Below are 25,908 nucleotides of genomic sequence, written 5' to 3'. Positions count from 1 at the left end.
CCGGCCATGGACCTCGTACCCCTCCTCCAGGCGCTCGTCGCGATCGACTCGACCTCGACGCGCTCGAACGCGCCCGTGCTCGACCTGCTCGAGCGCGAGGCGCGCACGGCCGGGTTCGAGACGCGCCGCATGGGCTGGACCGACGCCTTCGGCGTCGCGAAGGGGAACCTGGTCTGCCGGCGCGGGCCGGACGTGCCGGGCGGCCTCGCGCTGGTGGGCCACACCGACTGCGTCCCGTTCGACCCCGACTGGAAGGACGCGCTCCGGGGCGAGGTGCGCGACGGCCGGGTGGTGGGGCGCGGCGCGGCGGACACGAAGGGCTTCCTCGCCGCCGCCCTCGCCGCGGCCGCGCGCGTCCGCGATCACGGCGGGCCGCTCACCATCCTCTTCACCGCGGACGAGGAGGTCGGCTGCCTCGGGGCGAAGCAGCTCCTCGCCGAGGGTCGGATCCACCCGCGCCACGCCATCGTCGGCGAGCCGACGAGCCTCACGCCGGTCCGGGCGCACAAGGGCTACTGCGCCGTCGAGGTCGAGCTGGACGGCGTCGAGGGCCACAGCGCCTACCCGGAGGTGGGGGCCTCGGCGATCCACGGGTTCGGCCGGCTCTGGCCGGAGATCGAGCGGATCGGCGAGGAGCTGCGGCGGGAGACCGACGCCGCGTTCGCGCCGCCGTACACGACGTGGAACGTGGGCGTGATCCAGGGCGGCAAGGCGCGGAACATCATCGCCGGCGCGTGCCGCTTCACCTACGAGTGGCGGCCGCTCCCCGGGCAGGACCCGCGCCGCGCGCTCCGGCTCGTCGAGGACGCCTGCGCCCGCCTCGCCGCGGCGAGCGGCGGCAGGCTCTCGGTGAAGGTGGCGCCGCTCCGGACCGACGCCGCCGCGGTGACGCCGCCCGAGGCGGAGGTGGTGCGCTTCCTCGAGGCGGAGAGCGGGAACCGCTCGACGACCGTGCCGTTCGGCACCGAGCTGCCGGAGGTGATCGGGATGGGCGCGGAGGCCTGTGTCTTCGGCCCGGGCGACATCCGCGTCGCGCACCGGACCGGGGAGTACGTCGAGGTCTCCGAGCTGGAGAAGGCCGCAGCGATCCTGGAACGGGCGATCCTGCGGTTCGCGTGATCGACGGCCATCCACGGCTGTCCCGTTCGCCCTGAGCGTAGCGGCGCGAAGCGCCGCGGAGTCGAAGGGCGCGCCGCGTGCTTCGACTCCGCGCCCGCTGCGCGGGCGCTACGCTCAGCACGAACGGTTCAGAGTCGATGCCGCGAGCAGGCTCGCGCGAGCGTGCGGGCTCTCTACGGCACCACCACCGTCGCCGCGTCCAGATCCATCCGCACGCGGTCGATCGCCTTCGCCACGACCTCCCGGTGCTGCCGCAGGACGCCCAGGGCGCCCTCGATCCGCTCCTTCGGCGCGCCGCCCTGGAAGGCGGCCTCGACGAGGCGCTCCTCCTCCGCGTCGGCGTGGGCGAGGAGGATCGCGAGCGCCTCCTCCTTCCGGCGCGCGAGGATCTGCTGCGCCTCTCGCTCCGCCGCGGCGCGCGCGGCGGCGAGGACGTTCGCCGGGGCCGGGCCGATCTTCGCGTCCTGCACCTCGTCGATCTCGTCCTCGAGCCGCTGGGCGCCGCCGGGCACGTGCCGGTTCCCCACGTCCAGATCGACGAGCACCGCGATGGGAGAGAGGTCGAGGTAGCGCGAGGCCTGGCGGGACGCGACCCGCGCGCCCGGCGCGACGTCGGCGGCGGTGGCGAGGCGCGGCTCGAACCGGGCGTACATCCCGCCCCGGCGCGGCGCCCACTCCCGCTTCAAGGACGCGGTCCGGCCCGCGTCGCCGTCGCGGACCAGCCCGACGAGCGCCTCGACGAGCTTGTGCCCCGTCGCGAACCAGTTCAGCTCGTCGCGCGCGACGGCGGTCTCGCGCCAGAAGCTGCCGAGGAAGGTCTCGGGCTCCTCGGGCATCTCCATGCCCGGCAGCGCCTCGATGCGCATCCCCGCGCCGATGGTGAACGCGACCTCGAACGGGTGGACGTTCTGGTCCGTGTCCACCTCCATCCCGATCCGGTGGCCGACGTCCGTCGCGACCTCCTCGAGCTCCTCCTCGAGCCAGCGCGACAGCGTGACGAGCGCCTCCTCGATGGCGGGCAGGGCCACCTCTCCCGCGCCGTCGATCCCCTCCGGCGGGTCCTCGCCCATCCGCTCGAACGCGCCGCGAACGAGCCGCGCCAGCTCGGGGAGGGACGCCGACCGGATGTCGAGGAGCGGGTCGCCCTCGTGCTGCGCCTTGCGCGCCGCGGCGACGCGCGCGGCGAGGTCCTGCCGGAACGCCTCGCGGGTGCGCTCGGTGCGCTTCCGGCGGAGCGCGTCCAGCTCGTCGGGCAGCGACGCCAGCACGGCGTCGAGGCCGCCCACGGGCTCGTCGAAGATGCCGATCTCCTTCTGGTACAGGTCGGCGAGGAACGTCTCCTCCCCCGGCTCCACCGGGACGTGGATCTCGACCGGCTGCGTCTGGCCGAGCCGGTCGAGGCGGCCGATCCGCTGCTCGAGCACGAGCGGCGACTCGGGGAGATCCGCGCAGACGAGGTGGTGGGCGAACTGGAAGTTGCGGCCCTCGCCGCCGGACTCGCCGGAGAGGAGGACCATCGGCCCCTCCGGATCCCGGAAGCGGGCGACGATCCGGTCGCGCGCCTCGAGCGAAGGCGCGTCGTCGTAGAGGAGCGCCTCGAGGCCCGCCTCGGCGACGCCGGCCTGCAGCGCCCGGAGCGCGTCGAGGTCGTGCCCGAAGACGAGCACCTTGTCGCCGCCCTTCGCGAGCCGCGCGCAGAGCTCCGCGAGCGCCCGCGGCTTCCCGCCCGCGGCGACGTCGGTGCGCCGGAGCACGCGCGAGGTGAACGCGCCGACCTTCACGCGGCGGTTGCGGATCAGCCGGGAGGAGAGCCCGTACCGATCGGAGAGGTGGGCGAGGACGGCGTTGCGGTCGAGCGCGGGCGGGGCGCGGGAGAAGACCGGATCGTCCGGCGCGAGCTCGCGCAGCCGCGCGGCGGCGGCGGCGAGATCGCCGCCCTGGAGCAGCTCGCGCGCCACCTGCGCGTACGCCTCGTGCTGCTCGAGGCGGACGAGGAAGTCGTCGATGGACGTCGAGGGCACCGGCTCGACGAGCGAGAGGAGGCGGAAGTACTCGCGGGGGTCGAGGCGGACCGGCGTCGCGGTGAGGAGGAGGACCCCGAACGAGGCCCGGCAGATCGGGGCGACGACCGCGTGGAGCGCGTCGTCCGCGAGGTGGTGCGCCTCGTCGACGACGACGAGATCGAGCGGGAGGTCCGCGGCGGCCTCGGCCAGCTCCGGGACCTCGCGGAGCAGCTCGAAGGAGACGATGGCGTGGGGCGAGCGCGCCAGCGCCGCCTCGATCCCGCCGAGCGACTCGATCCGCTCCGGGGTGAGGAGCGTGAAGAGCGCGTTGAACTTGTGGAACAGCTCGGCGAGCCACTGGAACGCGAGGTGCTCGGGGACGGCGACGAGGACCCGCTCGGCGAGGCCGAGCTGGCGGAGCCCCGCGAAGACGAGGCCCGCCTCGACGGTCTTCCCGAGGCCGACCTCGTCCGCGAGGACGAACCGCGGCATCCGGTCGGAGAGGATCCGTCCGGCGGCGCCGACCTGGTGCGGCAGCACGTGGACGCGGGAGGAGAGCAGCGCGCCGAGCGAGTCGGCGCGGCGGAGGGCCTCGAGCCGGAGCACGCGGGTGCGCAGCGCGAACGCGGTCGCGGGCGCCGCCTGGCCGGCGGCGAGGGTCTCGATCGGGCCCGCGGCCACCTGCTCGATCGGGGTGTCCTTCGGAACCTCGGTCAGGGCCGGATCCCGGCCGGAGACGACCGTGATCCCCTCCCGTCCGGCGAACCGGACCGCGAGGCGCCGCCCCTCGTCCGCGATCTGGACGATCACCCCGACGCCCCACGCGCGCTGGGCGCGGTGGACGACCTTCATTCCGGTTTTCCAGGCCATCGCGCGCCCCTTACCATCGGCACCCACCGCGGTCCAGCAACTCCAGTTCCTTTCGCGGGACGGGCGCTTGGGCCACGCCCGGGCGGGCGAGAAGGCCCGTTGACATGCGGGGCAGGCCAAGCTAGAAACCCCACGCTTTCGCGCCTTGGGCGGATAGCTCAGGGGTAGAGCGTCGCCCTTACAAGGCGAGGGTCACAGGTTCGAAGCCTGTTCCGCCCACTCAAGTTGACTTGGGGTGTTAGTTAAGCTGGTTATAACGCCGGCCTGTCACGCCGGAGGACAGGGGTTCGAGTCCCCTACACCCCGCCAGTAAACGAGGCCGGGACTTCACGGGAAACCGGTGGGGTCCCGGCCTTCGTGTTTCTGGAGTCGGGTGGCTGTATCACCGGTGAACCAAGTTCGCCGGAAGCCCCCGTTTCGAGCGGAATCGCCTGCGCCACTCCCCCCTCTCCCCCCGCGGAGCGGGGGGAGAGGGACGGGGTGAGGGGGGCCGCCCGCGCCGCGAGCCAGTCCAGCCCGAACCGCAGCCGGTTCACCTCGCTCGCCATGAAGTCGGGAAGAGGTGGCCGTACCGCCGCTCCGTGATCTGCGGCGAGACCCTCGAGGCGCGGATCGGGTGGCGCTCGAGCCCGATCAGCGGCCGGTGTTCGCGGCCTCTTCGGATCCGAGTGCCCGAGCAGAGTAGACGCTGCCCATGGCTACTTCGCCAGCACGACGTGGGTGGCCTGGCTGGTCGATACGTGCTCCGTGCACTTGTAGCCGAGGCTCACCGTGTCGATGCCGGCCAGGAGGTGCTCGCCCCGGCCGAGGAGCACGGGGGAGATCGCGAGGTGGATCTCGTCGATGAGGCCGGCGGCGAGGTACTGGCGAACGGTGGCAGTTCCACCGCCCAGTCGGACGTCCTTGCCCCGAGCCGCCTCCTTCGCGCGCTCCAGCGCGGCATGGATGCCATCGGTCACGAAGTGGAAGGTCGTCCCGCCCTCCATCGTGAGCGGTGCACGAGCGTGGTGCGTGAGCACGAAGACGGGCACGTGGTAGGGCGGGTTGTTGCCCCACCATCCCTTCCAGCCGTCGTCGGGCCAGGGACCGCGCGACGGCGCGAACATGTTGCGGCCCATGATCCAGGCGCCGAGGTTGTCGAAGCTGCGCGCGGCGAAGTCGTCGTCGACGTCCTCTCGGGCGACCTTGTCACCGATCAGCGACCCGGCGAAGTCGCCGTGCATCTTCTGGAACGTCTTCGTGCCGAGCACCCACTGGTGCAGCGCCATCCCTCCGACGCCCATCGGATTCTCCAGCGCCTGGTCGGGACCGGCGCCGTAGCCGTCGATCGAGATGCTGAATGCGTTGACCCGAAGCCGCGACATGAGCGTGACCCCTTTCGGCCTGCATCGCCGCCGTTCGCTTCTCCTAGCGGCGGCTCCCACCGCCGTCCAGGATGGCTGCCATCCCGCCCCGCTCGCCCCGAGCGTAGCGCCCGCGAAGCGGGCGCGGAGTCGAGGGGCGCTCCTCCGTCTCGGCGCTCCCCTCCCCCGCCCACCCGAAGACAACCTGCTCCGCGCGCGTCTCGGCCATGTTCCGCTCCTACTTCCCCCGCTTCCCGCCGGCGGCGGAGGCCGCCTTCTCGAACCCCGGACCCTTCTCCAGGACCTCGTGGTACCGGCGCATCAGGACGCGGGTGATGTACTTGCGCCGGTCGAGCCCCATCGCCTCCGCGTCCGCCTCGAGCTGCTCGACCACGATGTCCGGGAGCGCGTACCAGCCGAAGAGGTCGTGGGCGACCGTCACCATGAACTCAGACGCTTGATCCGGTTCGGTGGACGCCAGCTTGAGGGGTGACAGAATCACTGAGCGTTGACACCGCCAGCTTGAGGTCTTGACGCCGTTCTTGCCGAAGCGCATGTTGCGCCCCGCCACGGCTGCTGTCGGTCGGGTCCCCCCGGCCGATTCCGTGACTCCCACCAAGCTCAGTTCGACCTCGACGCGGGTCGCACCCTCCACGTGTGCGCCCCCGCGGCCGCGGAGCTGGGCCAGGAGCAGCAGCCGTGTCTTCCATCCAGCACCTGGCAGCGGTGCGCCGGCTCGACGGCGCCCGGTCTACCATCCAGAACCCGCAGGGCGTGCCTTGCACCCTGCTCGCCCGCGAGGACGTCGCGGTCGAGGCCGAGGCCATCGAGCAGCTTCTTCAGCTGCTCGCGCTGCAGGACACGCTCGACGACCTCTGGCGCCGCGAGCGCGCCGGCTCGTCTGCGCCGTTCTTCGGCGATGCCCCCGGGCGGATCGCGCAGGTGGTGCTCACGCCCGACTTCCACCGAGGCGCGAGCATCCCCGTGGGCACGGTCATCGACGCGCGCGGGTTCGTGATCCCTGCCGCCGTGGGCAGCGACGTCTGCTGCGGCATGCGCCTCCTGGCAACCGACCTCCGGGCCGAGGAGCTGGTCCCGGTGCGCGCCCGCCTCGAGCAGCGCCTGCGCGCCATCTTCTTCGAGGGCCAGCGCGACATCCCGCTCTCGCCCAGGCAGCGCGAGGCCATCCTGCGCGAGGGGCTTCCCGGGCTTCACGCCACCCGCACCGACAACAGCGCGCTCGGGATCTGGCGCCGCTACGACGCGCGAGCCCAGGAAACCGATCTCTCGCGCGTGCACGCGGGCGGTGGGTTCCCGACCGACGGCGTGGGCCCGTTCGCCGACTACATCCGCGCCTCGGGCGCCCGCGACGGACGCGACCCGCAGATCGGGTCGGTGGGTGGCGGGAACCACTTCGTCGAGGTCCAGGCCGTGGAGGCCACCCCGCTCGGAGCCACGGCGCACGACTGGGGGCTCGCCCGCGAGCGCGTCGTCATCATGTGCCACAGCGGCTCAGTCGGGCTCGGGCACACCGTCGGTGCATCGTTCCGCGAGGCTGCGCGCCGGCTCCACCCCGCGGGCGCGCCGCACCCGGCACACGGGTTCCACGTCCTGCCCGTCCGCGGGCCGCACGCCGCCGAGGGCCACCGCTACCTCGCGGCGATGCGCGCCGCCGCCAACTTCGCCTTCGCCAACCGGCTGTTTCTCGGGCTCATGGCGCTTCGCGCCCTGTCGGACGCGGTGGGGCGCGAGGTCCACGGCCAGCTCGTCGGCGATGCCCCGCACAACCTCGTCTGGGCGCTCGACGAGGAGCGCTTCCTGCATAGGAAGGGCGCGTGCCCGGCGCCCGGGTCGAGCCCGGAGAACCAGGGCCCCTTCCGCTACACTGGGCACCCGGTGATCGTGCCCGGCTCGATGGGCGACGCGAGTCACGTGCTGGCGGGGCTGGGCAACGATGCCCTGCTCGCAAGTGCCAGCCATGGCGCGGGTCGAAGCCTGTCGCGCGGGGCGGCGAGCCACGTGGACGAAGCCGCTGCGGCGAGGGCGCTCTCCCCACTTCGCGTCGTCACTCCCATCGACCCCAACTCGCCGCGGCTCCGAGGACGACCAGACATCCTGGCCGCCTACCGGGCGCGCCTCAAGGAGGAGGCGCCCTACGCTTGCAAGCCGGTGACGCCCGCGATCCAGACGCTGGAGGAAGCCGGGGTCGCGGCGCCCGTGGCGCGCCTGAGGCCGCTCGTGACTGTGAAGGGGTGACGCGACGGCATCGCGACCGGGCTCGACCGGGAAGGCAGCCGTCGAATTCCAGTCCCATACCATCCACCGTGAGTCAACTGTCACGCCAGGCCAGGGGTTCGAGTCCCCTCCACGCCGCTAGTAGACGAGCCCCCGGAACCGCGAGGTCCCGGGGGTTTCGTGTTTCCGGCATCACTGACAGGCGCTGCGATGATTGGATGCGTCACCAGGCGCGTCGATGAGCCAGACGTCCATCTTGCCGTCGTCCATGAGGTTCGCCGCCGCGCACAGCGCGGGTGCCTTCGATCCGCCGCTGACGCTCTGCAGCGCCTCCTCGCACGCCTTCGCGGCGTCCGGCTTCGCGGGCGGCGCGCACCCGCTGCGCATGCACACCGTGTAGCGCCCCCCCGGTGCGGGCCGGTAGTCGGCCTGCTGGAGGCTGGCGGGGTATCGACCGTCCTTCGTGCGGTGGGCCTTCACGGCGTCCCGCGCGGCTTGCACCGCTGCCTGGCCCTCCGACGCCTTGGCGCGGCACTGGTACTTGACGAAGTTCGGGATGGCGATCGCCGAGAGGATGCCGATGGTGGCCACCGTCGTCATGCCCTGGTCGAGCCGCGCGACGCGGCGGACCTGCGCCTCGGGGATCGTGAGCTCGGCGGTGACGGTGTTCCCGGTGCGCGCGACCTGGATCGAGTTCCGGAGCGCGGCCCACTCGCCGCGCGGATCGACCAGCCGCTCCACCGTGGCACCGGCCACCGCGGCCTTCATCCGGTCTGGCGCCTCGGGATCCCTGGCGACCGAGCCCTTCACCTCCTCGAGCGCCGACGCCATCACGCGCCGGCTCTTCTCCCGCTGCACGTCCGCCCGCTGGAGGACCGCCTCGAGCTGCTTCTCGAGCTGCGCAGCCGCCGCCGGATCCTCCGACTCGATCCTTGCGCCGACCCGCAGCGCCGCCTGCCCCTCGATCGTGAGCTCCACGCGGCCCAGCTTCGGCGCGCGCGCGAGCACGCGCAGCACCGGCCCAGGCTCCCGCGGCGCCGAGACGGCGGGCGCGGTCGCGAGGGCGGAGAGCGCTTCGGGAGTTCCGAGCGCGTAGAAGCCGGGGCCGGGATGGATGCACACCTGGAACGGCAGCTCCGGGTTCGCCTCCCTCGCGAGGCACACGTGACCCAGCTCCGACTTGACGACCTCGCGGCCGGCGACGGCGCGGACCGCCGCGCCCAGCGCCTGGAGCATCTCCCGATTCTCCTTCTCGCCCTCCCTCACCGCGACGAGGACGAGCGCGCTGTCCGCGCGCTTGTCGGGGTGCTCGGGGTCCACCTGCACGACGACGCCGAGCCGCTGCACGTGGGGCGCGACGGCCCACTCCCGGGTCAGCGCCAGCAGCACGGCCGACCGCGCCAGGACGGCGGCGGCCGGGTCGTCCTTCATCTCGGCGGCCACCGCGGGGAGGAGCGCCACCGCGAGATCGAGGAGCAGATCGCCGTCCTTTGCCTGGTCCTCGCTCGGACGAAATCCGAGCTCTCTCATCTTCTCGGCGTCGATGACCAGCGACCCACCCACGCCGTCCACCTGAGCGTGGGAAAACGCCGCTGCTGCCTGGGGCGAGATCGGCCTGGTCGAGTAACGCGTCGCGCAGGACACGGTCAGCACCGAGAACGCCACCGCGAGGAACCGCCGGTTGGTGAACATGTGTATGCCCCTCCTCGAGATGGAGCACAGTAGCGGTACGCATAGTCCCCCGTCCCAACGAATCCGAGCGATCGCCGCCATGCACGAAAAGTCAACCGTTTCCGGGCGGGGCGGATACGGGCGCCGTCCTCGTCCGGAGGCCGAGCTGGCCGACGTCCACGGCGTCTATTCGAGTCGCTCGCCGACGGCTCGTCTCCGCGCCGAGCCCGCCCGCTCGCGGTCCTCGCCAACCAGGTCTCCGCTGGGGTGTCCAGTCAATGACGGTGATGCGCTGGCAAGTTCTTCATATGAACTCGGACGCCCTCGCGTCGCCTCGCGTCTTCGCCGATGCTTCCGGGAGGACTTCATGGACGAGCTCTCCGTTCCCCTCCTCTCTCGGATGATCTCGACCGACTTCGCGCGTACCTCGGGCCGCGCGCTCTCGGATGAGACGCTCACGCTCCTGGCGCTCCGCATCGAGACGGGAATCCGCACCGCGCTGAACCAGCAGCGCGACGCATTCGTCGCGCGATGCGACGCACGCTGCGAGCTCTGGACCCGCACCGAGCAGCGAGCGGACGCTCCGGGGAACCTGCGCGCCGAAGCTCGCGCCCGCGCGAACGAGGCTGCCTACCTCCGCGACGCCCTGCGATCCTCGAGCTGATGCTCGCAAGGAAGCGCCGCCTCCTCGAACGGGTTCAGCGCGAACTCATGCGCCTGGACCTGGCGCTTGAACTGCTCGTCGAAGAACTCGATGCTTCGGTTCGACATGGTGTCCGTCGATCCATATCAGATTGAACCTGGAGCGCCCGAACCGATGACCGCCGACGAGATCACCGCCTACGTCCACGAGCACATCCCGATCACCCGGAGCCTCGGGGTGCGAGTGGAGCACTACGACGGACAGTCCGTCCGGCTCGCGGCGCTGCTCAGGCCGAACCTGAACCACCGCGCGACGGCGTTCGGCGGGAGCCTCTCCTCCGTGGCGATCCTGTCCGGCTGGGTACTGCTCCACCTCCAGCTCCGCGAGCACGGCATCGCGAACCGGCTCGTGATCCAGCGGAGCGCCCTCGACTTCGAGGCGCCCGTGGACGGGGACTTCACCGCGGCGTGCACGCTTCCGCCCGCTCCGGCATGGAGCCGCTTCCTGTCGACTCTCGCGCGCCACAGCAGCGCCCGCGTGACCGTGACGTCCACGCTCGAGTGCGCCTCCGGCGTCGGCGGGCGGCACCTGGGGACCTACGTGGCGGTGCGGAGCTGAGGGTGGCGGCCCGGGGTGGCGGGCCGCCTCGGCGTCTCACAGCGCCTGACGCCGTGGCAGCGGAGCGGCGGCCATCGCATCCTCCTCCCGGGGCTTCCGACCGGGAGGAACGATGGCCGCCACGCCTCCGCCTAGTGCGCAGTGGCCTGGGCCGCCTCTGCCGGCGACCGAGGGGCCTTGTGGAAGATCTCGGCTCCATCCCTGGTCGTGATCGTGTTCATGGCCTCTGCTCCTACCGCTTCAGTGCGTTGCTGATCGCTTCGCTCGCCTGCTCCAGCGCCGACTGCACGGCGGGTACGTCGTGGATGGCGTTGAGGAGCACGAAGTCGTGGATCATCCCGTTGTAGCGGGTCGCGGTCACGGCGACGCCCGCGTCCTTGAGCTTGCGCGCGTACGCCTCCCCTTCGTCGCGGAGCGGATCGTTCTCCGCGGTGATCACGAGCGCCGGGGGCAACGACTCGAGCTCCTTCCTGCTCGCCCGGAGCGGCGACACGTAGGGAGCGCTTCGCGTCTTGTCGTCGGGCGCGTAGAGGTCCCACCCGTACTTCATGAACGCACGCGACAGGAATCGGCCGGTCCCATACTCCTCGTATGAGGCGGTGTCGACGCTGGCGTCGGTGGCGGGGATCATGAGCACCTGGTAGGCGATCTTCGGGCCCTTCCGATCCTTCGCCATGAGCGTCAGCGCTGCGGTCATGTCTCCACCGACCGAGTTGCCCGCGATCGCGATGCGGCTGCCGTCCGCGCCGAGCTCACCGGCGTGTGCCGCCACCCACTTCAGCGCCGCGTAGCTCTCCTCCAGCTGCGTCGGATACCTCGCCGCGGGGAGCGGCGAGTACTCCACGAAGACGCCGACCTGGCCCGAGCCGACGACCAGATCACGCAGCAACCGCTGGTGGTTCTCGAAGTTGCCGACGATCCAGACGCCGCCGTGGATGAAGAGCAGGACCCCCGGCGTGCCCGTCACTGGCTGCGGCGTCATCACGTACAGCTTCACGGTTCGTCCATCCTGCGCGATGGTCCGCTCCGTGATGGACACGCCCGACATGTCCACCGGCGTCTTCTGCTGCAGCGCCGTCAGGATCTCCTGCGGCTTCGGCTGGGGCAGCTTCCAGAACGGGCTGCTGTCCTTGTTGAGATCGACGAGGAACGACCGCACCTGTGGGTCGATCCGAGGGTCCGTCGCCGCATCCGGCGCCTGAGCCGCCATTGCCTGGGTCATCACGCTTCCTCCGATCATCAAGGTCGCCCAGCTACTGAACCATCCCATGTCGAGTCCTCTCCGGGTCCTGCCGCTTCCGCCCACTGCTTCTCACCGACGTCCTCATGCTCCACTCCTCGTCTGGTTCCGTTGGCCCGGTGCCATGACGGCCTCCGAGCATCGCGACGGAGATGCAGGCGATGCGCCAGACCGTTCGCGGACGGCGTTGCGCGCCTTTGCGCGCCCCACGACGCGATCAGGACGAAGCGGTGTGCCTGGGATCGATCCGCGCCTGATCTGCTTCCAGCAGGAGCACGAACCGCAAGGCGCACGATCACGCCTCGCCCGCGCCGGCACGAGCGGTGCAACCGCCTCGCTCACTCACGATGCGCGACTGCATCGCACGGAAAGGAAGGAACGAGATGTCGAAGCTCGCCGCACTCGCAGCGCTCACGATCACGCTCGCCGCCGGACGAGCGCTCGCGGAGGACCCGCCGTATGCCGGCTCGCAGGACGACGCGTCGTATCCGATCGACGCGCGGCGCTCCGCCTGGGCGGCCAGCGGCGGCGCCGGATCCTTCGAGGCGGGCACGCCGTCGGACGACACGGCGTACCCAACTCCCGCTCCCGGCGCCGCGGGGCGCGCCTCTGCGTACTCCGCGGCCCCGCGCCGGACGTTCGTGCCGGGGACTCCCTCCGACGATACGACGTACCCGGCGACCACTCCCGCGGCGGCGTCGAGCCCGGTGCAGCCCGGCCCGGTGCAGCCCGGGATGATGGCCGGGAGCCCCGCCGCGTCTCCCGCGCGCTCGGGCACCGCCGCGAGTCCCTGATCCGTTTCGCACGCTCCCGCTCACGCGAGGGTGGGGGAGCGTCCAGGCGAACGCGGCGCCGGTCGCACGCCGAGGCGCGCTTCCCGAACGGGACGCGAGCCGTCAGGCGACCGCGGACGAACGTATGATTGCCGGGCGCACGATCGCGTGCCATCGGCGACCGGACGATGCAGCATGCGCTCAGAGCATGGAGAAACGCGTCGTGGCCAGCCCATCGCGGATCGCAATCGTGGACGACGACCCATCGCTGCGCGAAGCGGTGAAGGGCCTGCTGCGATCGGCAGGGTTCCACGCCGAGACGTTCGCCTCGGCGGAGGACGCGTTGAGCTCCGGCCGGTTGTCCGGCGCGGACTGCCTCGTGCTGGACATCCGCATGCCTGGGATGAGCGGGTTCGAGCTCCAGGAGCGCCTGTTCGCCTCGGGGGCCCTGGTCCCGATCGTCTTCGTGACCGCCCACGGCGACGAGCACACGCGGAGGCGCGCGCTGGAGCGCGGTGCAGTGGATTGCCTCCGCAAGCCGTTCAGCGACGACGCGCTGCTGGACGCTATCGCGAGGGCCATGGGCACGGCCGCCCCCGCGTGATCAGCGCGGCTCCTCACCGCTGAGCGGTCCATACTTCCTGAGCCGCCCCAGGAGCGCCCCGCGGCTCATGCCGAGGCGTCGCGCGGCCTCGGACTGGTTGCCGCCCACGGCGATCAGCGTCCGGCGGATGAGCTGACGCTCCACCGCCTCGACGTGCTCGGTCAGGTTCAGCGGCTCGTCGGGGCCGGGGATCGGCGCCGCTCCGGCGTCACCGGTCGCGCTCGGCTCGCGCGGCAGCCAGCTCTCGTCCATCGAGATGTCCTCGCTGGCGCGGATGATCGCCCATCGCTCGATCACGTTCTGCAGCTCCCGGACGTTGCCCGGCCACGCGTACTCCTGGAGGATGCGCATCGTGCTCTCGTCGACCGTCCGGAGCTCCGTCCCCGGTGCCCCCGCGTGGCGCCGGAGGAGATGCTCCACCAGGAGGGGAATGTCCTCCCTGCGCTCGCGCAGCGGCGGGACGTGAAGGGGGAACACGTTCAGCCGGTAGTACAGGTCGGCGCGGAACTTCCCGGCGGACATGGCGGCGCCGAGGTCGCGATTGGTCGCGGCGATGACGCGCACGTCCACCCGGATGGTCTTGTTGCCGCCCACGCGCTCGAGCTCCCGCTCCTGCAGCACGCGCAGGAGGGCGATCTGCGTCTCGAGCGGCAGCTCGCCGATCTCGTCCAAGAAGATCGTCCCGCCGTCCGCGAGCTCGAACCGTCCGACGCGCTGCTGCACGGCTCCGGTGAACGAGCCCTTCTCGTGCCCGAACAGCTCCGAGGCGATCAGCGACGGCTGGATGGCGCCGCAGTTGACGCTCACGAGCGGACGGGTCGAGCGTCGCGACCGTGAGTGGATCGCTCGCGCGACCAGCTCCTTTCCCGTGCCCGTCTCGCCGAGGATGAGCACGCTGGAGTCCGTGGGCGCCACGAGCGCGATGCGGTTCAGCAAGGCCTTGATCGCCGGGCTCGAGCCGACGAGCTCGGGCCCCGCGAGCGCGCCGGTCCGCCTCTGCGGCGACGTCACGTGCCGCGCCACCGCTTGCCGGACCGCGGCGAGCAGCGCCTCCTCGTCGAAGGGCTTCGTGAAGAAGTCGAGGGCGCCGGACTTCATCGCCCGCACGGACATCGGGACGTCCCCGTATCCCGTCAAGAAAATGATCGGGATCGGGACGTTCGCCTTCGCGAGCTCCTGCTGCAGGTCGAGGCCACTCAGCCCCGGCAGCCTCACGTCGAGGATGAGACAGCCGGCAGCTCGGTCCGCGACCTGGCGAGGAACTCGCTCGCGGACGCGAACGTCTCGACCCGCAGGCCCGCCGACGCGATCAAGGACGCCAGCGACTCCCGCATCGAGGCGTCGTCGTCCACGACGTAGACAGGCGCGTGGAGCTCGGTCATGCGGCACCTCCGTGCGCCCGGTCGCAGGGCCCGGATCGGCGTTGCGCGCGAGATCGGGGGACCTGGTCACCAGGCCATCGCCGTCGATATCGACGCGCGGTGCGAGGAGGTCCATCACATCTAGGCTCAGGACCCGTCAGGCGCGCCGGACGGCTGGTCCCTCGGCCCCGCCTTCTCCGCGCGAGTGTGCGACCGGCCCTGGCTCGCCGTCCCGACCGACCCCGCGCGCGCCGGTGACGATGATCGGACTCGATCGGAAGCGATCAGCCGATCGGGACGACGCGTCGAGTCGCTCGCGGGGTTCTCCACTCCTGCCGTTACCTCCGGCCCCTGGTGCCGTAATTGCTACTGACCTCCACCGGCGTGGGCATACGCGCCGCATCGCGCGGCCCGATGATGCCCACGGTGAGGAGTGCGTCGTGAAGACCCCGTCTCTCGTCCGCTGGCGCGCGGCTCTCTCGTACGCGTCGCCGCGCGTGCTGGCGCTCGTTGCCGCGGCGGCGGCGCTCGCGTTTGCACCGAACGCCGCCGCGCCCCACGATGGCCACGCCCGCTCCGGATGCGACGGCTTCCAGGCGGCCATGGAAGCCGCCATGGCCCGTATGCACTCGGGGATGGACCTCCCGTTCAGCGGCGATGCCGACCGTGACTTCGCCCGCATGATGATCCCGCATCATCAGGGCGCCATCGACATGGCGATCGCCGAGCTGCGCCATGGCAAGGACGAGCGCCTGAGGCGCCTCGCCCAGGAGATCATCGTCGAGCAGCAGCAGGAGATCGCCGTCATGCACCTCGCGCTCGGCGACGCCGTCTCCGCGGGGAGCCCCTCCCCGACCCAGATCGCCCCCGCCGGCGAGACCAGCAAGGAGCCGTGACATGCCCCGCATGCTTGCGTCGTTCTTCGCGCTCGTCGCCCTGGCCGGTCCTGCATGGGCCGGTCAGGTGCCCGGCGCCGCGTCGGCCACCGACGTGCCGGTCAGCTCCCGCGATCGCGTCTACGCGGCGGAGCAGTTCTCCAACACCGTCTCGGTGATCGATCCGGCGTCCAACAAGCTCCTCGGCGTGATCCGGCTGGGCGACTCCCAGCCCGGGAACCTCTCGCCCCTCTACCGCGGCCAGGTGCTCGTGCATGGCCTGGGGTTCGCGCCGGATCACCGGACGATCGCCGTGGTCTCGATCGCGTCCAACTCCGTGAGCTTCATCGATACCGCCACGAACGCGGTGAAGCACGTCACGTACGTCGGCCGCTCCCCCCACGAGGCCTTCTTCACCCCGGACGGCAAGGAGGTCTGGGTGACGGTCCGCGGCGAGGACTACGTCGCCGTGCTCGACGGCAGCACGTACGCCGAGAAGCGGCGCATCCAGCTCGCCAATGGACCGGGCATGACCATCTTCTCGCCGGACGGCAGGTACGGCTACGTCTGCTCGAGCTTCACGCCCGAGACGGCCGTCGTGTCCGTGCGCGATCACGAGATCGTCGGCAAGGTGAAGCAGGAGTCGCCCTTCTGCCCCAACATCGCGGCCACGCCCGAGGGAGATCAGGTGTGGCTGACGCTGAAGGACGTCGGCAAGACGATGGTGTTCTCGGGGCGGCCGCCGTTCGAGGTGCTGAAGGTGCTCGACACGGGCCCGATCACGAACCACGTCAACATCGTTCGGAATGCCCGGGGCCGGTTCGCCTACGTCACCGTGGGCGGGCTCAACACGGTCGTCGTCTTCCGCACCGACACCTTCGAGCGTGTGGCTCGGATCCCAGTGGGCGATCTGCCCCACGGCCTGTGGCCGTCCGGCGACGGCACGCGCCTCTACGTCGGTATCGAGAACGGCGACACCGTGACGGCGATCGACACGCTCGAGAACAAGGTCGTCGCGACCATCCCCATCGGCCAGGCGGCGCAGGCCCTCGTCTATGTCCCGAACGCCGTTCCGCAGGGTGAAGGAACCGCCAACCTTCAGTCGCTGGGCACGGCGGGACGTGCCGCGCACCTCGTGCTCGGACCGCCAGGCGGGAAGCAGGCGACCAGCGTCTCGCTCTTCGACCAGGGTCTCACGCAAGTGCTGCAGGCGGCCGTGACCGACCTGGAGCCGAAGAAGCCCTACGTCCTGGCGCTCTCGTCGGACGCGGCGGGCGGCGGGCCGCTGGAGACGCTCGCGGCGTTCACGACAAACCCCGCGGGAGCCGCGATCGTCAACGCCGTCGGGCCGATTCGCCAGATCGCCCAGGGGGACGGCCCCACGCCGAGGCGCCATCTCGTCATCGCCAGCGGAACGCCCGAGAACGTCGGTGCCGTCGTGCAGCGTCAGCGGTGATCGGAGCGCCTCGGCTCCGTCTCGCTGCGCCGCCTCGACTTCGATCCGCTCACTCGACCGACTCGTGCCGACGCGGCGTCTTCGTTAGGTGTCCCGGTGGAGACGGCCGGGCCTGAAGGGGGCGCCGCCATGGACCTAATCTCGTCGGAACCTCCTGCGAGCGCCGCACCCGCGCGCCAGGAGTTCATCCTCTCGCGCCTTCCGGCGAGCCGCGCAAACAAGCGCGCGGCGCTCGTGATGGTGTTCGTCCTCGTCCTCGCGTTTCTCGTGGTGGCCGGCCCCCTCTCGACGATGAAGCTGTCGCGCGTGGATGCCTTCATCCCGATGTACGCGGCTGCGATGTTCGTCAACGATGCGATCACGGCGATCCTGCTCTTCGCGCAGTATTCGATCCTGCGTTCGCGCTCGCTCCTCGCCATCGCGTCGGGATACCTCTTCACGGCCCTGATGCTGGTTCCGTGGACGTTGACGTTTCCGGGCGTATTCGCTCCGCGCGGCCTGCTCGGCGCCGGACTCCAGTCCACGGCCTGGGTTTACCTGTTGTGGCATGGCGGCTTCGCGACGTTCGTCATCGCCTACGCCCTGCTGAAGGACGACCACGCGGTGGCGCGGCTACGACGGACGTCCCCGCGTTCGGCGATCCTCGCGAGCGTCGCCATGACCATCTTCCTCGTGGGGCTCGCGACGACCCTGGTGACCGCAGGCGACCGTTTCCTGCCGCGGATCATGGCGGATACGATCCGTCTCGACTTTCGCTGGAACTATGGGGCGGCGTCCGTCGCGCTCTCGAGCGTCGTCGCGCTCGTCGTGCTGTGGGTGCGAAGGCGCTCGGTGCTCGACCTGTGCCTCATGGTCGTGATGTGCGCGGTCATCATCGAGGTCACGTTGATCTCGTTCCCCGTTCCGGCACGCTTCAGCATCGGCTGGTACAGCGGCCGGATCTTCGGGGTGCTGTCCGGAAGCCTCGTCCTCTTCGTGCTCCTGTAAGAGATCACGGCCCTGTACGCGCAGCTGCTCCGGGCCGTCCTGGCGCAGCGACGCGAGCGCGAAGCACGGCTCATGACCGGTGATGCAGTCTCTGCTTCGATTGCGCACGAGCTCAAGCAGCCGTTGTCGGCCATGGTGACGAACGCCGCGGCCGGTCTCCGCTGGATATCGCGACCGGCGCCCGAGCTGCAGGAGGCCACGGAGGCCCTCGAGCGGATCGTCGCGGATGGGCACCGCGCACGAGAGCTGATCGACAGCATCCGGGCGATGTTCCAGAAGGAGTCCGCCGACAAGGCGCTCCTCAACCTGAACGACGTCATCTGGGAAGCCCTCGCGCTCCTGCGGGGCGAGCTTCAGAGCCACGGCGTGACCGTTCGCACGGAGCTGAGCGAAGCTCTGCCGCCGGTGAGAGGCGACCACGTCCAGCTCCAGCAGGTGCTCGTCAACCTGGTGACGAACGCGATCGAGTCCATGGCCACGAGGCGTGGAGCGCGGTCCCTGTGTCTCGGCTCCAGCGTCGATGCCTCCGGCGTGACCGTCGCGGTCGCAGACAATGGGAAGGGACTCGAGCCGACCGAGTACGAGCGGGTCTTCGACCCCCTGTTCACGACGAAGCCGCACGGCATGGGAATGGGCCTCGCGATCTGTCGCTCGATCATCGAGGGCCACGAAGGCCGGCTCTGGGCATCGGCCAACGAACCTCGCGGCGCGGTGTTCCGCTTCACCTTGCCCGCGAGCGCCGGAGGGTTGCCGAGGGACGCGAATCGTACAGTTGGCGTGACTGGCTCCAGTGCCTGGCCGACCTAGCTGGCGCCCCTCACGGCGTCTCCCCCGACCGCGCGCCACCTGCACTGATCGTCAACCACTCAGCTCAAGCCTGCACAGAGCGCCAAACCTCCGCTGACCGTCGACGGCGATCAACTAGACGATCCTCTCGCCCACCTTCCGGAGCTTCTTGATCATCGGTCGCGCGCCCGCGCCGTCGACCATCACGAAGACGCGCGCGAGGCCGAGGACGTCGGCCAGCTCCTGCGCGAGCTTCGCCTGCGCGCCGCTGCTCTCGAGCCGGTACCACGCGCCCCTGCGGGTGACGCCCACGACGTAGACGCGCGCCCGCTCCGGGAAGTGGACGAGCTTCTTCCGGGCGAGCCACGCCTTCTTCACGCGCGGGTGACCGCGCAGCGCCGCAGCGAACTTCTCGACGTCCTCTCGCCCCAGCCCGTGCGGCTCCACCAGGTCGCCGGCCCGCACCTGCGCGCGCTCCGCCTCGGCGACCGCCTCGGCCGCCTCGATGGACCGCACCCGCTCGATCCACGGGGCCGCGTCGGCGGTCCGGCCCTCGGCGAGGTGGTAGCCGGCGATGAGCTGAGCCGCGGGGAGCGTCGCCCCCTCGTCGAGGGCCATCGCGCGGTCGAGGTGCGGGAGGCCGGCGGCGTCCTGCCGGCGCAGGAGCAGCCGTCCCAGCTGGAACCGGGCGAGGGCGTGGTCCGGGTGCCGCGCCGCCGACTCGAGCGCGAGCGGCAGCGCCTCGGCCGAGCCGTGCATCCGCTCGACCAGGGCGACGCGCTCGCACGCCTCGTCCACGTCCAGCGGCGCTGCCCCGGCCCTCGCGTCCAGCTCGGCGAGCCGGCCCGCGTCCCTCTTCCCGTCCTGGTGCGCGCGCTCCCAGGCCTCCGCCACGCTGGCCCGCCAGCGGGACTCGAGCTCGGTCTGGACGCGGCGCTGGCAGGGACCGAGGAAGGCGGACGCGGCGCTCCGACGCGGCGCCGGCGGGACGCGCGGCTCCTGGCCCAGCGCCTCGAGCCGCTCGGCGAGCGAGGGGTGCGTGTCGCCCGCGGTCGCGCGGGCCTTGAGCGCGCGCGCCAGCGCCTGCGGCGCCTCTTCGTCGGTACCCGCGGCGCGCAGCGTCTCCTCCATCCATGCGAGGTGTCCCTCGGGCGCCGCGGGCTCGAACGCCGGCCGCCGCCGGAGAGCCGGGTCGTAGCGCTCCTCGAGGGCCCAACCCGCGAGCGCGCTCGCCACCAGCGCGTCGGCCGCGGTGCGCGCATCGGTCGCCGCCGCACTGAACCGGTCGGCCTCCCGCTCCTGCTGGCGCGCCAGCGCGAAGCTCGCCGCCTGGAACCACGGTCCGTACCAGTCGAGGAAGGCGCGGAAGACACCGGTGAGCCGGCTGTTCCGCGCCGCGAGCGCCTCGACGGCCTGCCGCAGCGTGGCGCGCACGCGGTGGACGCGGGCGCCCATCCGGCCGTGCCGCCCCGAGAGGTGGCCCAGCTCGTGAGCCAGCACGGCGCGGAAGGTGTCCGGCCCGAGCGCGAGGAGGAGAGGCATTCCGACGAGGACGTCGTTGTGGGGCCAGCCCAGGATCCCCAGCCGCGGCGTCTGGGCCATCGCGGCGTTGAGCCGATCATCGACGAGCAACCGGTGGATGCGCGGCAGATTCCCAAGCCGCCGCAGCCGGTCCAGCTCGGCCCAAGCCGCCGGCGCGTCCTCGCGCGAGAGCGCGATCCCCTCGGGCCGCTCGAACCTAACCCACGTCGCCTTGAGGAGCGACCAGGCGAGGATCGCGAGCGGGATCCCGAGCTTGAGGAGCGCCGCGTTGGGCCGCGCAGCCATGCCGACGACGAGGAGGGCGAGGAGCCCGCCGGCGAGCAGCAGCCAGAACGCGACGAAGCCGAGGCCGGCCGCGCCGAGGAGGCCGAGGGTCCAGCGATAGAGGCGGGGACGGGCGCGGGAGAATCGCTCGAACCGCGCCGCGATCTCCTCGAAGCGTGCGGGGGTCATGGCCGGCCGATGCTAGCAACCGGCGCACGGCGGGCGAATGACCGGCGGCAAGCGTGGTCCATGGGCGGCGGAGTCCGACAGGCTTCGGATCCCGACCGCCTGATCCCCTCCGCAGTCGCGACGTGCGCGCTCACGAATCGGTTCAGACCACCTCCAGAGAGACCTGAAAACCCATTTGCGGGGCGAGAGAGCTTGCCTGCCTGCGCGAGCAGGAAGGATCGCCAGGATCGCGCAGCGTGCTCAGCTCCTGCGCAGCGACGCTGCGCGCGCAGCCCGTGCAGCGGCCGGATCCAGCGGGCACGCTCCTTGAAATCGCAGCGCGGGATGGATCCCGAGAGAGCCTCCATCCACCCCGTCCCTGCGAGCGAGCCGCCGGTCAGCGAGGGCCTCCTGGAACAGGAGCGCGTGGCGGCGGGGACAGGACCTGCCGCCGCCGATCGGCCCGGCGACGGCCGCAAGCGCCGCTTGCGCCTGCGCCTCGGCGCAGGCGCCCTCGTGGTCGCGCTCGGCGCGATGGGGTGGTGGCTGCACGCCCGCCACTACGAGGACACCGACGACGCGCAGGTGGACGGGAACATCAGCGCGGTGAGCCCGCGGGTGTCCGGCACCGTCAAGGCCGTCCGCGTCGTCGACAACCAGCGGGTGAAGGCCGGCGACGTGCTCGTCGAGCTCGACGCGACGGATCTCGAGGTGGCGCTCGCGGAGGCCCGGGCCGCCGTCGCGCAGGCCGAGGCGCAGGTCTCGGCGGAGAACCCGAACGTTCCGATCGCCCTGACGAGCAACCTCGCGGCGGTCGAGAGCGCCGACGCGGACGTGCAGGCGGCGCGCACCGAGCTCGACGGGGCGGCAGCGGACGTGGACCAGGCAGTGGCGAACGACCGGCTGGCGCAGGTCGAGCTCCGCCGCGCGAAGGTGCTCGTGTCGGGGGACAGCATCGCCCGATCGGAGCTCGATCAGCGCTCCGCGGCCGCGGAGGTGTCCCGGGCCACCGTCGTCGCCGCGCGCAAGCGGCTCGCGGGGAGGAGGGCGAAGCTCGACGCCGCGCTCGCACACCAGCGCGAGGTCCGGCAGAACGCGCCGCGCACGGTGGGGGCGCGCGAGGCGACCGTGGAGGTCCGGCGCGCGAATCTGGAGCTGGCGCGGGCGCGCCTCGAGGAGGCGCGGCTGAACCTGAGCTACGCGAGGATCGTCGCGCCGGCCGACGGCATCATCGGCAAGAAGTCGGTGAACGTCGGCGACCGCGTGCAGCCGGGCCAGCAGCTCATGGCCCTAACGCAGACCGCCGAGCTCTGGGTCACCGCGAACTTCCGGGAGACGCAGATCGAGAGCATGCGGATCGGCCAGCCGGCGAGCCTGCGGGTCGACGCGCTCTCGCGTGACTTCGAGGGCGAGGTCGAGAGCTTCGCCGGAGCGACCGGCTCGCGCTACAGCCTCCTCCCCCCCGAGAACGCGAGCGGGAACTACGTGAAGGTGGTGCAGCGCGTGCCGGTGCGGATCCGTCTCCGGGCGGGCCAGCCCGGCCTCGAGCGGCTGCGGCCGGGCATGTCGGTCGAGCCCGAGGTGAGGGTGCGATGACGAGCCCGCCGGAGGAGGTCGGCTTCACGGGCGGCCACAACCCCTGGGTGGTGGTGTTCACGGTGTCGATGGCGACGTTCATGGAGGTGCTCGACACCGCCATCGCCAACGTCTCGCTGCCGCACATCGCCGGGAGCCTGTCGGTCAGCCAGGACGAGAGCACCTGGGTCCTCACCTCCTACCTCGTCTCGAACGCCATCGTGCTGCCCATCAGCGGCTGGCTCGCCACCCGGATCGGGCGCAAGCGCTTCTACATGAGCTGCGTGGCCTTCTTCACGCTGAGCTCGCTCCTGTGCGGCCTCGCCCCGAGCCTCGGGTGGCTGGTGATCTTCCGGATCCTGCAGGGCGTGGGCGGCGGAGGCCTCGCGCCCAGCGAGCAGGCGATCCTCGCGGACACCTTCCCGCCCCGGCAGCGCGGGATGGCCTTCGCCATCTACGGCATGGCGGTGGTGCTCGCCCCCGCCATCGGGCCGACGCTCGGCGGCTACATCACCGACCACTTCAGCTGGCGATGGGTCTTCTTCATCAACGTCCCGGTCGGCATCCTCTCGCTCGTGCTCTCGAGGCGGGTGGTGGTGGATCCGCCGCGGCTCCTCGAGGCGAGGAGGACGGTCGGCCGGATCGACTACGTCGGCCTCGGCCTGATCGCGCTCGGCCTGGGGGCGCTGGAGTTCGTCCTCGACCGCGGCCAGGAGCTCGACTGGTTCGCGGCCCCCGTCATCGTCGCGTTCTCCGTCCTCGCCGCCGTCGCGCTGGCGTCGTTCGTCGCCTGGGAGTGGCGGCAGGAGCACCCGGTCGTCGACGTGCGCCTCTTCGCCAGCAGGAGCTTCGCCGTCGCGAACCTGATGATGCTGGTCCTCGGGATCACCCTCTACGGCACCACCGTGCTCCTGCCGCAGTACGTCCAGGTCTGGATGGGCTGGAGCGCCCAGCAGGCCGGCACCGTGCTCTCGCCGGGCGCGTTCGTCCTGGTGCTGCTCATGCCCATCGTGGGCCGCCTCGTGTCGCGGTACGACGCCCGCTGGCTCATCGCGGGTGGCTTCGCCGTGCTCTCGCTGGCGCTCTTCCACATGGCGCACACCCTCTACCCCGGGATCGACCTCTCCACCGCGATCTGGCTGCGCGTCTACCAGATCGTGGGGCTCGCCTTCCTCTTCGTCCCCATCAACACCGTCGTCTACGCCGGCGTCCCGCCGGCGAAGAACAACGCCGTCTCCGGCATCGTGAACCTCTCCCGCAACATGGGCGGCGACATCGGCATCGCGCTCGTCACCACGCTCATCGCGCGGCGAGCGCAGGTGCACCAGGCGAGCCTCGCCACGAACCTCGACGCCGGCAGCCAGCCGCTCATGGCGAGGGTCGCCGGCCTCACCCAGGCGCTCCAGCACGCCGGGAGCACGTCCGTGGAGGCCGCCCGGCGGGCCTACGGCGTCGTGTTCCGGCAGCTCACGCAGCAGGCGCAGACGCTCGCCTACCTCGACGTCCTCTTCGTCTTCGCCTGCTTCGCCGCGGCCATGGTGCCCCTGGTGTTCCTGACCCGGCGGGGCGCGGGCGCGGCGCCGGCGCACTGACCGGACGCGGCCCAGGGGCACGACGCGCCAGGCTGGTTCACCTCCATGCAGGCCATGGAGCGACCGGCGCGTCGCCTGCCTCGGCTCGCTCGCCGCTCGCCCTCGACAGGCCACCCTGTAATCGGGGCGCGGCTCGCGACCTCTCTCCTCGAGCAGCGCCTCAGGGAGACCTCCACATGGCACGCAAGGCGAACGCACCTCTTCTCGACGCAGGGGACCCCTTCCCGGCGCTCGAGCTGACCCTCACCGACGGGAGACGTCTCACCCTGCCCGCCGACCTCTCCCGGCCCTACAACGTCGTCCTCGTCAATCGGGGCGCGTGGTGCCCTTACTGCGTGGCGCAGCTCGAAGCCTTCCAGGCCGGCCTGGTGAAGCTCGCCCAGGAAGGCATCGGCGTCATCAGCCTCTCCACCGACCGCCGCGACCAGGCGTCGGCCGTCGTGGCCGAACACCGGCTCGAGTTCCCGGTCGCCTACGGCGCGTCGGTCGACACGGTCGCCGAGACGCTGGGCGTGTACTACGACCCTCATCCGACGCACACGGCGCCGCACCTTCAGTCGGCGGGCTTCGTGCTCGATCCGAGGGGCAGGGTGCTGCTCGCCGTCTACAGCTCGGGCGCGATCGGGCGGCTCGTGTGGCAGGACGTGCTCGGCTTCGTCAAGTACGTCAAGTCGCACTCTTGAACGTGGGGGACTCGTGACATGCCGACCAACTTCGTGGGCTGGATCTCGACGCTCGCGCGCACGCACGCGCGGTCGCTCGCCACCGTGGCGGTGCGCGAGGGCCTGACGCGCATCGATGCGATCGACGCGGTACAGGAGGCGTTCTCGACGCTGCTCACGCTGCCGCAAGCGCGCGAGCTCTCGCTGGACGACGAGGGCGCGGCGCGGCTCATGGCAGTGCTGGTGCGCAACGCCGCTCGCAACATTCGCCGGCGACGTCACCGCTCGCGGGCGCACGAGCCCCTCGATGGCGCGATGGAGCTCCCCGCCGACGCCCCGAGCGTCGACGCCTTGCTCGCCGCCGCAGAGGAGCACGTCGGCCTGCTCGGGTGCGTCAGTCAGCTCGCCGAGATCCAGCGGCTGGTGGTCACGTTGCGCGTCCTGGATGAGCTGAGCCCGGACGAGGTCGCGCGCGCCCTCGGGCTGACGGCGGGCCACATCGGCGTGCTGCTCCACCGGGCCAAGCGCGCCCTCGTCGACTGCATGGAGCGGGGCCGGGCGGAAGGCGCCTCCGATCCCGGGTAGCCGATGCTCGAACGCCCGGCGCTCGTGACTCCGGAACACGCGGGCAGGATGGCCGCCATGCCCAGAGATCGACTCATCGGGCTCTCGTGCGCCGTGCTGTCGGTCCTCCTCTTCTCGAGCTTCACGCTCGTTTCCCGCCTCGGGCTCTCGTCCTCGCTGACGTTGCCGGACCTCGCCGCCCTCCGGTTCGGGATCGGCGGCACCGTGCTCCTGCCGGTGCTGCTTCGACGCGACCTGCGAGGCGTGGCCTGGCGCGATGCGGCGGCGCTGGCCCTCTTCGGAGGGCTCGGCTTCGCGCTCCTCGCGTATGCCGGCTTCGCCCTCGCCCCGGCCGCGCACGGCGCCGTCCTCCTGCACGGCACGCTGCCGCTGTTCACGTACGCCATCCTGAGCGCGACCGCGCGGCGACGAGGCCCCCGTCATCGGACGGCCGGCATCGTCCTCATCGCCATGGGCGTCGCGCTCATGGCGTACGACAGCCTGGCCGTCGCCAGCGCGCGGCAGCTCCTGGGCGATGGCTTCCTCCTGCTCGCGTCGCTGTTCTGGTCGGCCTACGGCGTGCTGTCGCGTCGCCGGGGCCTGCCACCCGCCACCGGGGCCGCGATCGTCGCGGTGCTCTCCTCGTGCGCCTTCCTTCCGGTCTACGCGCTGTGGCCCGGCAAGGCGCTTCTCGTCGTGGGCACGCGGGAGCTGCTGCTGCAGGCCATCGTGCAAGGCGTGCTGATCGGAGCCGTGTCGATCTTCGTCTACACGCGCGCCGTGGCCGCGCTGGGGCCCGCGGCGACCGCGCTCTTCGCCGCGGCGGTTCCCTGCGTCACGACGGTCGCCGCGATACCGTTGCTCTCGGAGCACCCGAGCACCGTCGCCCTTGCCGGCGTCGGGGTCGTCACCCTCGGAATGATCGTGGCGGCGCGCCTGCCCAGGGGCGAGCGCTGA

At 71.7% G+C, this 25,908-nt stretch carries 24 protein-coding genes and 2 tRNA genes; 17 read left to right on the top strand and 9 right to left on the bottom strand.

Features of this window, described 5'->3' with window-relative positions:
* Positions 1–6: 6 nt before the first annotated feature.
* On the top strand, positions 7–1,119 hold the full coding sequence (argE, locus tag AMOR_RS16135) for an acetylornithine deacetylase (protein ID WP_248352582.1): 1,113 nt from the start codon (positions 7–9) through the stop codon (positions 1,117–1,119).
* Between the two features lie 173 nt (positions 1,120–1,292).
* Here the strand turns inward: argE and AMOR_RS16130 are convergent, their stop codons facing one another.
* On the bottom strand, positions 1,293–3,974 hold the full coding sequence (locus tag AMOR_RS16130) for a helicase-related protein (RefSeq protein WP_248352581.1): 2,682 nt from the start codon (positions 3,972–3,974) through the stop codon (positions 1,293–1,295).
* Between the two features lie 165 nt (positions 3,975–4,139).
* Between AMOR_RS16130 and AMOR_RS16125 the strand changes: the two genes are divergently transcribed.
* Positions 4,140–4,211 (top strand) — tRNA-Val (locus AMOR_RS16125).
* A gap of 13 nt (positions 4,212–4,224) precedes the next feature.
* Positions 4,225–4,301: transfer RNA gene (locus tag AMOR_RS16120), tRNA-Asp, on the top strand.
* A gap of 389 nt (positions 4,302–4,690) precedes the next feature.
* Here the strand turns inward: AMOR_RS16120 and AMOR_RS16115 are convergent.
* Together AMOR_RS16115 and AMOR_RS16110 are read right to left on the bottom strand one after the other, a co-directional pair.
* Positions 4,691–5,356 (bottom strand): dihydrofolate reductase family protein, encoded by a 666-nt coding sequence (locus AMOR_RS16115; protein WP_248352580.1) that lies wholly within the window; start codon positions 5,354–5,356, stop codon positions 4,691–4,693.
* A gap of 217 nt (positions 5,357–5,573) precedes the next feature.
* Positions 5,574–5,780, bottom strand: a complete 207-nt coding sequence (locus AMOR_RS16110) for a hypothetical protein (protein WP_248352579.1) — start codon at positions 5,778–5,780, stop codon at positions 5,574–5,576.
* A gap of 254 nt (positions 5,781–6,034) precedes the next feature.
* Here AMOR_RS16110 and AMOR_RS16105 point away from each other — a divergent pair, with 254 nt between their 5' ends.
* Positions 6,035–7,591 carry an RtcB family protein gene (locus AMOR_RS16105; protein ID WP_248352578.1) on the top strand — a complete coding sequence of 519 codons (1,557 nt, stop codon included), beginning with the start codon at positions 6,035–6,037 and terminating at the stop codon, positions 7,589–7,591.
* 171 nt (positions 7,592–7,762) lie between these two features.
* On the opposite strand, the gene AMOR_RS16100 is transcribed toward AMOR_RS16105, so the two are convergent.
* Complete coding sequence (locus AMOR_RS16100; protein WP_248352577.1) at positions 7,763–9,262, bottom strand: type IV pilin protein; 1,500 nt, start codon at positions 9,260–9,262, stop codon at positions 7,763–7,765.
* A gap of 346 nt (positions 9,263–9,608) precedes the next feature.
* Between AMOR_RS16100 and AMOR_RS16095 the strand changes: the two genes are divergently transcribed.
* Positions 9,609–9,905 (top strand): hypothetical protein, encoded by a 297-nt coding sequence (locus AMOR_RS16095; RefSeq protein ID WP_248352576.1) that lies wholly within the window; start codon positions 9,609–9,611, stop codon positions 9,903–9,905.
* Here the strand turns inward: AMOR_RS16095 and AMOR_RS16090 are convergent.
* Positions 9,872–10,012 (bottom strand): hypothetical protein, encoded by a 141-nt coding sequence (locus AMOR_RS16090; RefSeq protein WP_248352575.1) that lies wholly within the window; start codon positions 10,010–10,012, stop codon positions 9,872–9,874. The genes AMOR_RS16095 and AMOR_RS16090 overlap by 34 nt on opposite strands.
* Before the next feature lie 46 nt (positions 10,013–10,058).
* Here AMOR_RS16090 and AMOR_RS16085 point away from each other — a divergent pair, with 46 nt between their 5' ends.
* Entirely contained in the window at positions 10,059–10,502 is a 444-nt protein-coding gene (locus AMOR_RS16085) for a thioesterase domain-containing protein (protein WP_248352574.1), read from the top strand.
* Positions 10,503–10,734: 232 nt separating this feature from the next.
* On the opposite strand, the gene AMOR_RS16080 is transcribed toward AMOR_RS16085, so the two are convergent.
* On the bottom strand, positions 10,735–11,724 hold the full coding sequence (locus AMOR_RS16080; RefSeq protein ID WP_248352573.1) for an alpha/beta hydrolase: 990 nt from the start codon (positions 11,722–11,724) through the stop codon (positions 10,735–10,737).
* Between the two features lie 401 nt (positions 11,725–12,125).
* Here AMOR_RS16080 and AMOR_RS16075 point away from each other — a divergent pair, with 401 nt between their 5' ends.
* Complete coding sequence (locus tag AMOR_RS16075) at positions 12,126–12,536, top strand: hypothetical protein (RefSeq protein ID WP_248352572.1); 411 nt, start codon at positions 12,126–12,128, stop codon at positions 12,534–12,536.
* Between the two features lie 187 nt (positions 12,537–12,723).
* Entirely contained in the window at positions 12,724–13,119 is a 396-nt protein-coding gene (locus AMOR_RS16070) for a response regulator transcription factor (protein ID WP_248352571.1), read from the top strand.
* Here the strand turns inward: AMOR_RS16070 and AMOR_RS16065 are convergent, their stop codons facing one another.
* Positions 13,120–14,334: a sigma-54-dependent transcriptional regulator gene (locus tag AMOR_RS16065; protein ID WP_248352570.1), complete on the bottom strand. Its 1,215-nt coding sequence runs from the start codon at positions 14,332–14,334 to the stop codon at positions 13,120–13,122. It abuts the gene before it with no gap.
* Positions 14,331–14,501, bottom strand: a complete 171-nt coding sequence (locus AMOR_RS16060) for a response regulator (RefSeq protein WP_248352569.1) — start codon at positions 14,499–14,501, stop codon at positions 14,331–14,333. Before AMOR_RS16060 ends, AMOR_RS16065 begins: the two co-directional genes overlap by 4 nt.
* 476 nt (positions 14,502–14,977) lie before the next feature.
* Between AMOR_RS16060 and copM the strand changes: the two genes are divergently transcribed.
* The 4 genes from copM (at position 14,978) to AMOR_RS16040 (ending at position 18,605) form a co-directional block, all read left to right on the top strand.
* A complete protein-coding gene (copM, locus tag AMOR_RS16055) occupies positions 14,978–15,376 on the top strand; it encodes a CopM family metallochaperone (RefSeq protein ID WP_248352568.1) in 399 nt (132 codons plus the stop codon).
* 1 nt (position 15,377) lies between these two features.
* The gene (locus AMOR_RS16050; protein ID WP_248352567.1) at positions 15,378–16,811 is read left to right on the top strand and encodes a YncE family protein; all 1,434 of its coding nucleotides are present in this window, start codon (positions 15,378–15,380) and stop codon (positions 16,809–16,811) included.
* 96 nt (positions 16,812–16,907) lie between these two features.
* On the top strand, positions 16,908–17,798 hold the full coding sequence (locus AMOR_RS16045) for an MASE4 domain-containing protein (protein ID WP_248352566.1): 891 nt from the start codon (positions 16,908–16,910) through the stop codon (positions 17,796–17,798).
* Between the two features lie 72 nt (positions 17,799–17,870).
* Entirely contained in the window at positions 17,871–18,605 is a 735-nt protein-coding gene (locus tag AMOR_RS16040) for a sensor histidine kinase (RefSeq protein WP_248352565.1), read from the top strand.
* A 114-nt stretch (positions 18,606–18,719) separates the two neighbouring features.
* Here AMOR_RS16040 and AMOR_RS16035 read toward each other — a convergent pair whose 3' ends face one another.
* On the bottom strand, positions 18,720–20,579 hold the full coding sequence (locus AMOR_RS16035; RefSeq protein WP_248352564.1) for a M48 family metallopeptidase: 1,860 nt from the start codon (positions 20,577–20,579) through the stop codon (positions 18,720–18,722).
* Between the two features lie 324 nt (positions 20,580–20,903).
* Between AMOR_RS16035 and AMOR_RS16030 the strand changes: the two genes are divergently transcribed.
* The 5 genes from AMOR_RS16030 to AMOR_RS16010 all read left to right on the top strand — a co-directional run bounded on the left by AMOR_RS16030 (position 20,904) and on the right by AMOR_RS16010 (position 25,908).
* Positions 20,904–22,154 (top strand): HlyD family secretion protein, encoded by a 1,251-nt coding sequence (locus AMOR_RS16030; RefSeq protein ID WP_248352563.1) that lies wholly within the window; start codon positions 20,904–20,906, stop codon positions 22,152–22,154.
* Complete coding sequence (locus tag AMOR_RS16025) at positions 22,151–23,725, top strand: DHA2 family efflux MFS transporter permease subunit (RefSeq protein ID WP_248352562.1); 1,575 nt, start codon at positions 22,151–22,153, stop codon at positions 23,723–23,725. The genes AMOR_RS16030 and AMOR_RS16025 overlap by 4 nt, the downstream gene beginning before the upstream one ends.
* 176 nt (positions 23,726–23,901) lie before the next feature.
* A complete protein-coding gene (locus tag AMOR_RS16020; RefSeq protein WP_248352561.1) occupies positions 23,902–24,408 on the top strand; it encodes a peroxiredoxin family protein in 507 nt (168 codons plus the stop codon).
* Positions 24,409–24,426: 18 nt separating this feature from the next.
* On the top strand, positions 24,427–24,972 hold the full coding sequence (locus AMOR_RS16015) for an RNA polymerase sigma factor (protein ID WP_248352560.1): 546 nt from the start codon (positions 24,427–24,429) through the stop codon (positions 24,970–24,972).
* A 57-nt stretch (positions 24,973–25,029) separates the two neighbouring features.
* The gene (locus tag AMOR_RS16010) at positions 25,030–25,908 is read left to right on the top strand and encodes a DMT family transporter (RefSeq protein ID WP_248352559.1); all 879 of its coding nucleotides are present in this window, start codon (positions 25,030–25,032) and stop codon (positions 25,906–25,908) included.

This window comes from Anaeromyxobacter oryzae, from assembly GCF_023169945.1.
GTDB classification, from domain to species: Bacteria; Myxococcota; Myxococcia; order Myxococcales; family Anaeromyxobacteraceae; genus Anaeromyxobacter; species Anaeromyxobacter oryzae.
This window is presented reverse-complemented; position numbering and strand designations above follow the sequence as displayed.

Coding starts and splice junctions, on each gene's coding strand:
- AMOR_RS16035 (WP_248352564.1), bottom strand. CDS start 20,579: ATGACCCCCGCACGCTTCGAGGAGATCGCGGCGCGGTTCGAGCGATTC.
- AMOR_RS16010 (WP_248352559.1), top strand. CDS start 25,030: ATGCCCAGAGATCGACTCATCGGGCTCTCGTGCGCCGTGCTGTCGGTC.
- AMOR_RS16060 (WP_248352569.1), bottom strand. CDS start 14,501: ATGACCGAGCTCCACGCGCCTGTCTACGTCGTGGACGACGACGCCTCG.
- AMOR_RS16090 (WP_248352575.1), bottom strand. CDS start 10,012: ATGTCGAACCGAAGCATCGAGTTCTTCGACGAGCAGTTCAAGCGCCAG.
- AMOR_RS16110 (WP_248352579.1), bottom strand. CDS start 5,780: ATGGTGACGGTCGCCCACGACCTCTTCGGCTGGTACGCGCTCCCGGAC.
- AMOR_RS16100 (WP_248352577.1), bottom strand. CDS start 9,262: ATGTTCACCAACCGGCGGTTCCTCGCGGTGGCGTTCTCGGTGCTGACC.
- AMOR_RS16130 (WP_248352581.1), bottom strand. CDS start 3,974: ATGAAGGTCGTCCACCGCGCCCAGCGCGCGTGGGGCGTCGGGGTGATC.
- AMOR_RS16070 (WP_248352571.1), top strand. CDS start 12,724: ATGGAGAAACGCGTCGTGGCCAGCCCATCGCGGATCGCAATCGTGGAC.
- AMOR_RS16020 (WP_248352561.1), top strand. CDS start 23,902: ATGGCACGCAAGGCGAACGCACCTCTTCTCGACGCAGGGGACCCCTTC.
- AMOR_RS16030 (WP_248352563.1), top strand. CDS start 20,904: ATGGATCCCGAGAGAGCCTCCATCCACCCCGTCCCTGCGAGCGAGCCG.
- argE (WP_248352582.1), top strand. CDS start 7: ATGGACCTCGTACCCCTCCTCCAGGCGCTCGTCGCGATCGACTCGACC.
- AMOR_RS16080 (WP_248352573.1), bottom strand. CDS start 11,724: ATGACCCAGGCAATGGCGGCTCAGGCGCCGGATGCGGCGACGGACCCT.
- AMOR_RS16025 (WP_248352562.1), top strand. CDS start 22,151: ATGACGAGCCCGCCGGAGGAGGTCGGCTTCACGGGCGGCCACAACCCC.
- AMOR_RS16075 (WP_248352572.1), top strand. CDS start 12,126: ATGTCGAAGCTCGCCGCACTCGCAGCGCTCACGATCACGCTCGCCGCC.
- AMOR_RS16015 (WP_248352560.1), top strand. CDS start 24,427: ATGCCGACCAACTTCGTGGGCTGGATCTCGACGCTCGCGCGCACGCAC.
- AMOR_RS16085 (WP_248352574.1), top strand. CDS start 10,059: ATGACCGCCGACGAGATCACCGCCTACGTCCACGAGCACATCCCGATC.
- AMOR_RS16115 (WP_248352580.1), bottom strand. CDS start 5,356: ATGTCGCGGCTTCGGGTCAACGCATTCAGCATCTCGATCGACGGCTAC.
- AMOR_RS16050 (WP_248352567.1), top strand. CDS start 15,378: ATGCCCCGCATGCTTGCGTCGTTCTTCGCGCTCGTCGCCCTGGCCGGT.
- AMOR_RS16095 (WP_248352576.1), top strand. CDS start 9,609: ATGGACGAGCTCTCCGTTCCCCTCCTCTCTCGGATGATCTCGACCGAC.
- AMOR_RS16040 (WP_248352565.1), top strand. CDS start 17,871: ATGACCGGTGATGCAGTCTCTGCTTCGATTGCGCACGAGCTCAAGCAG.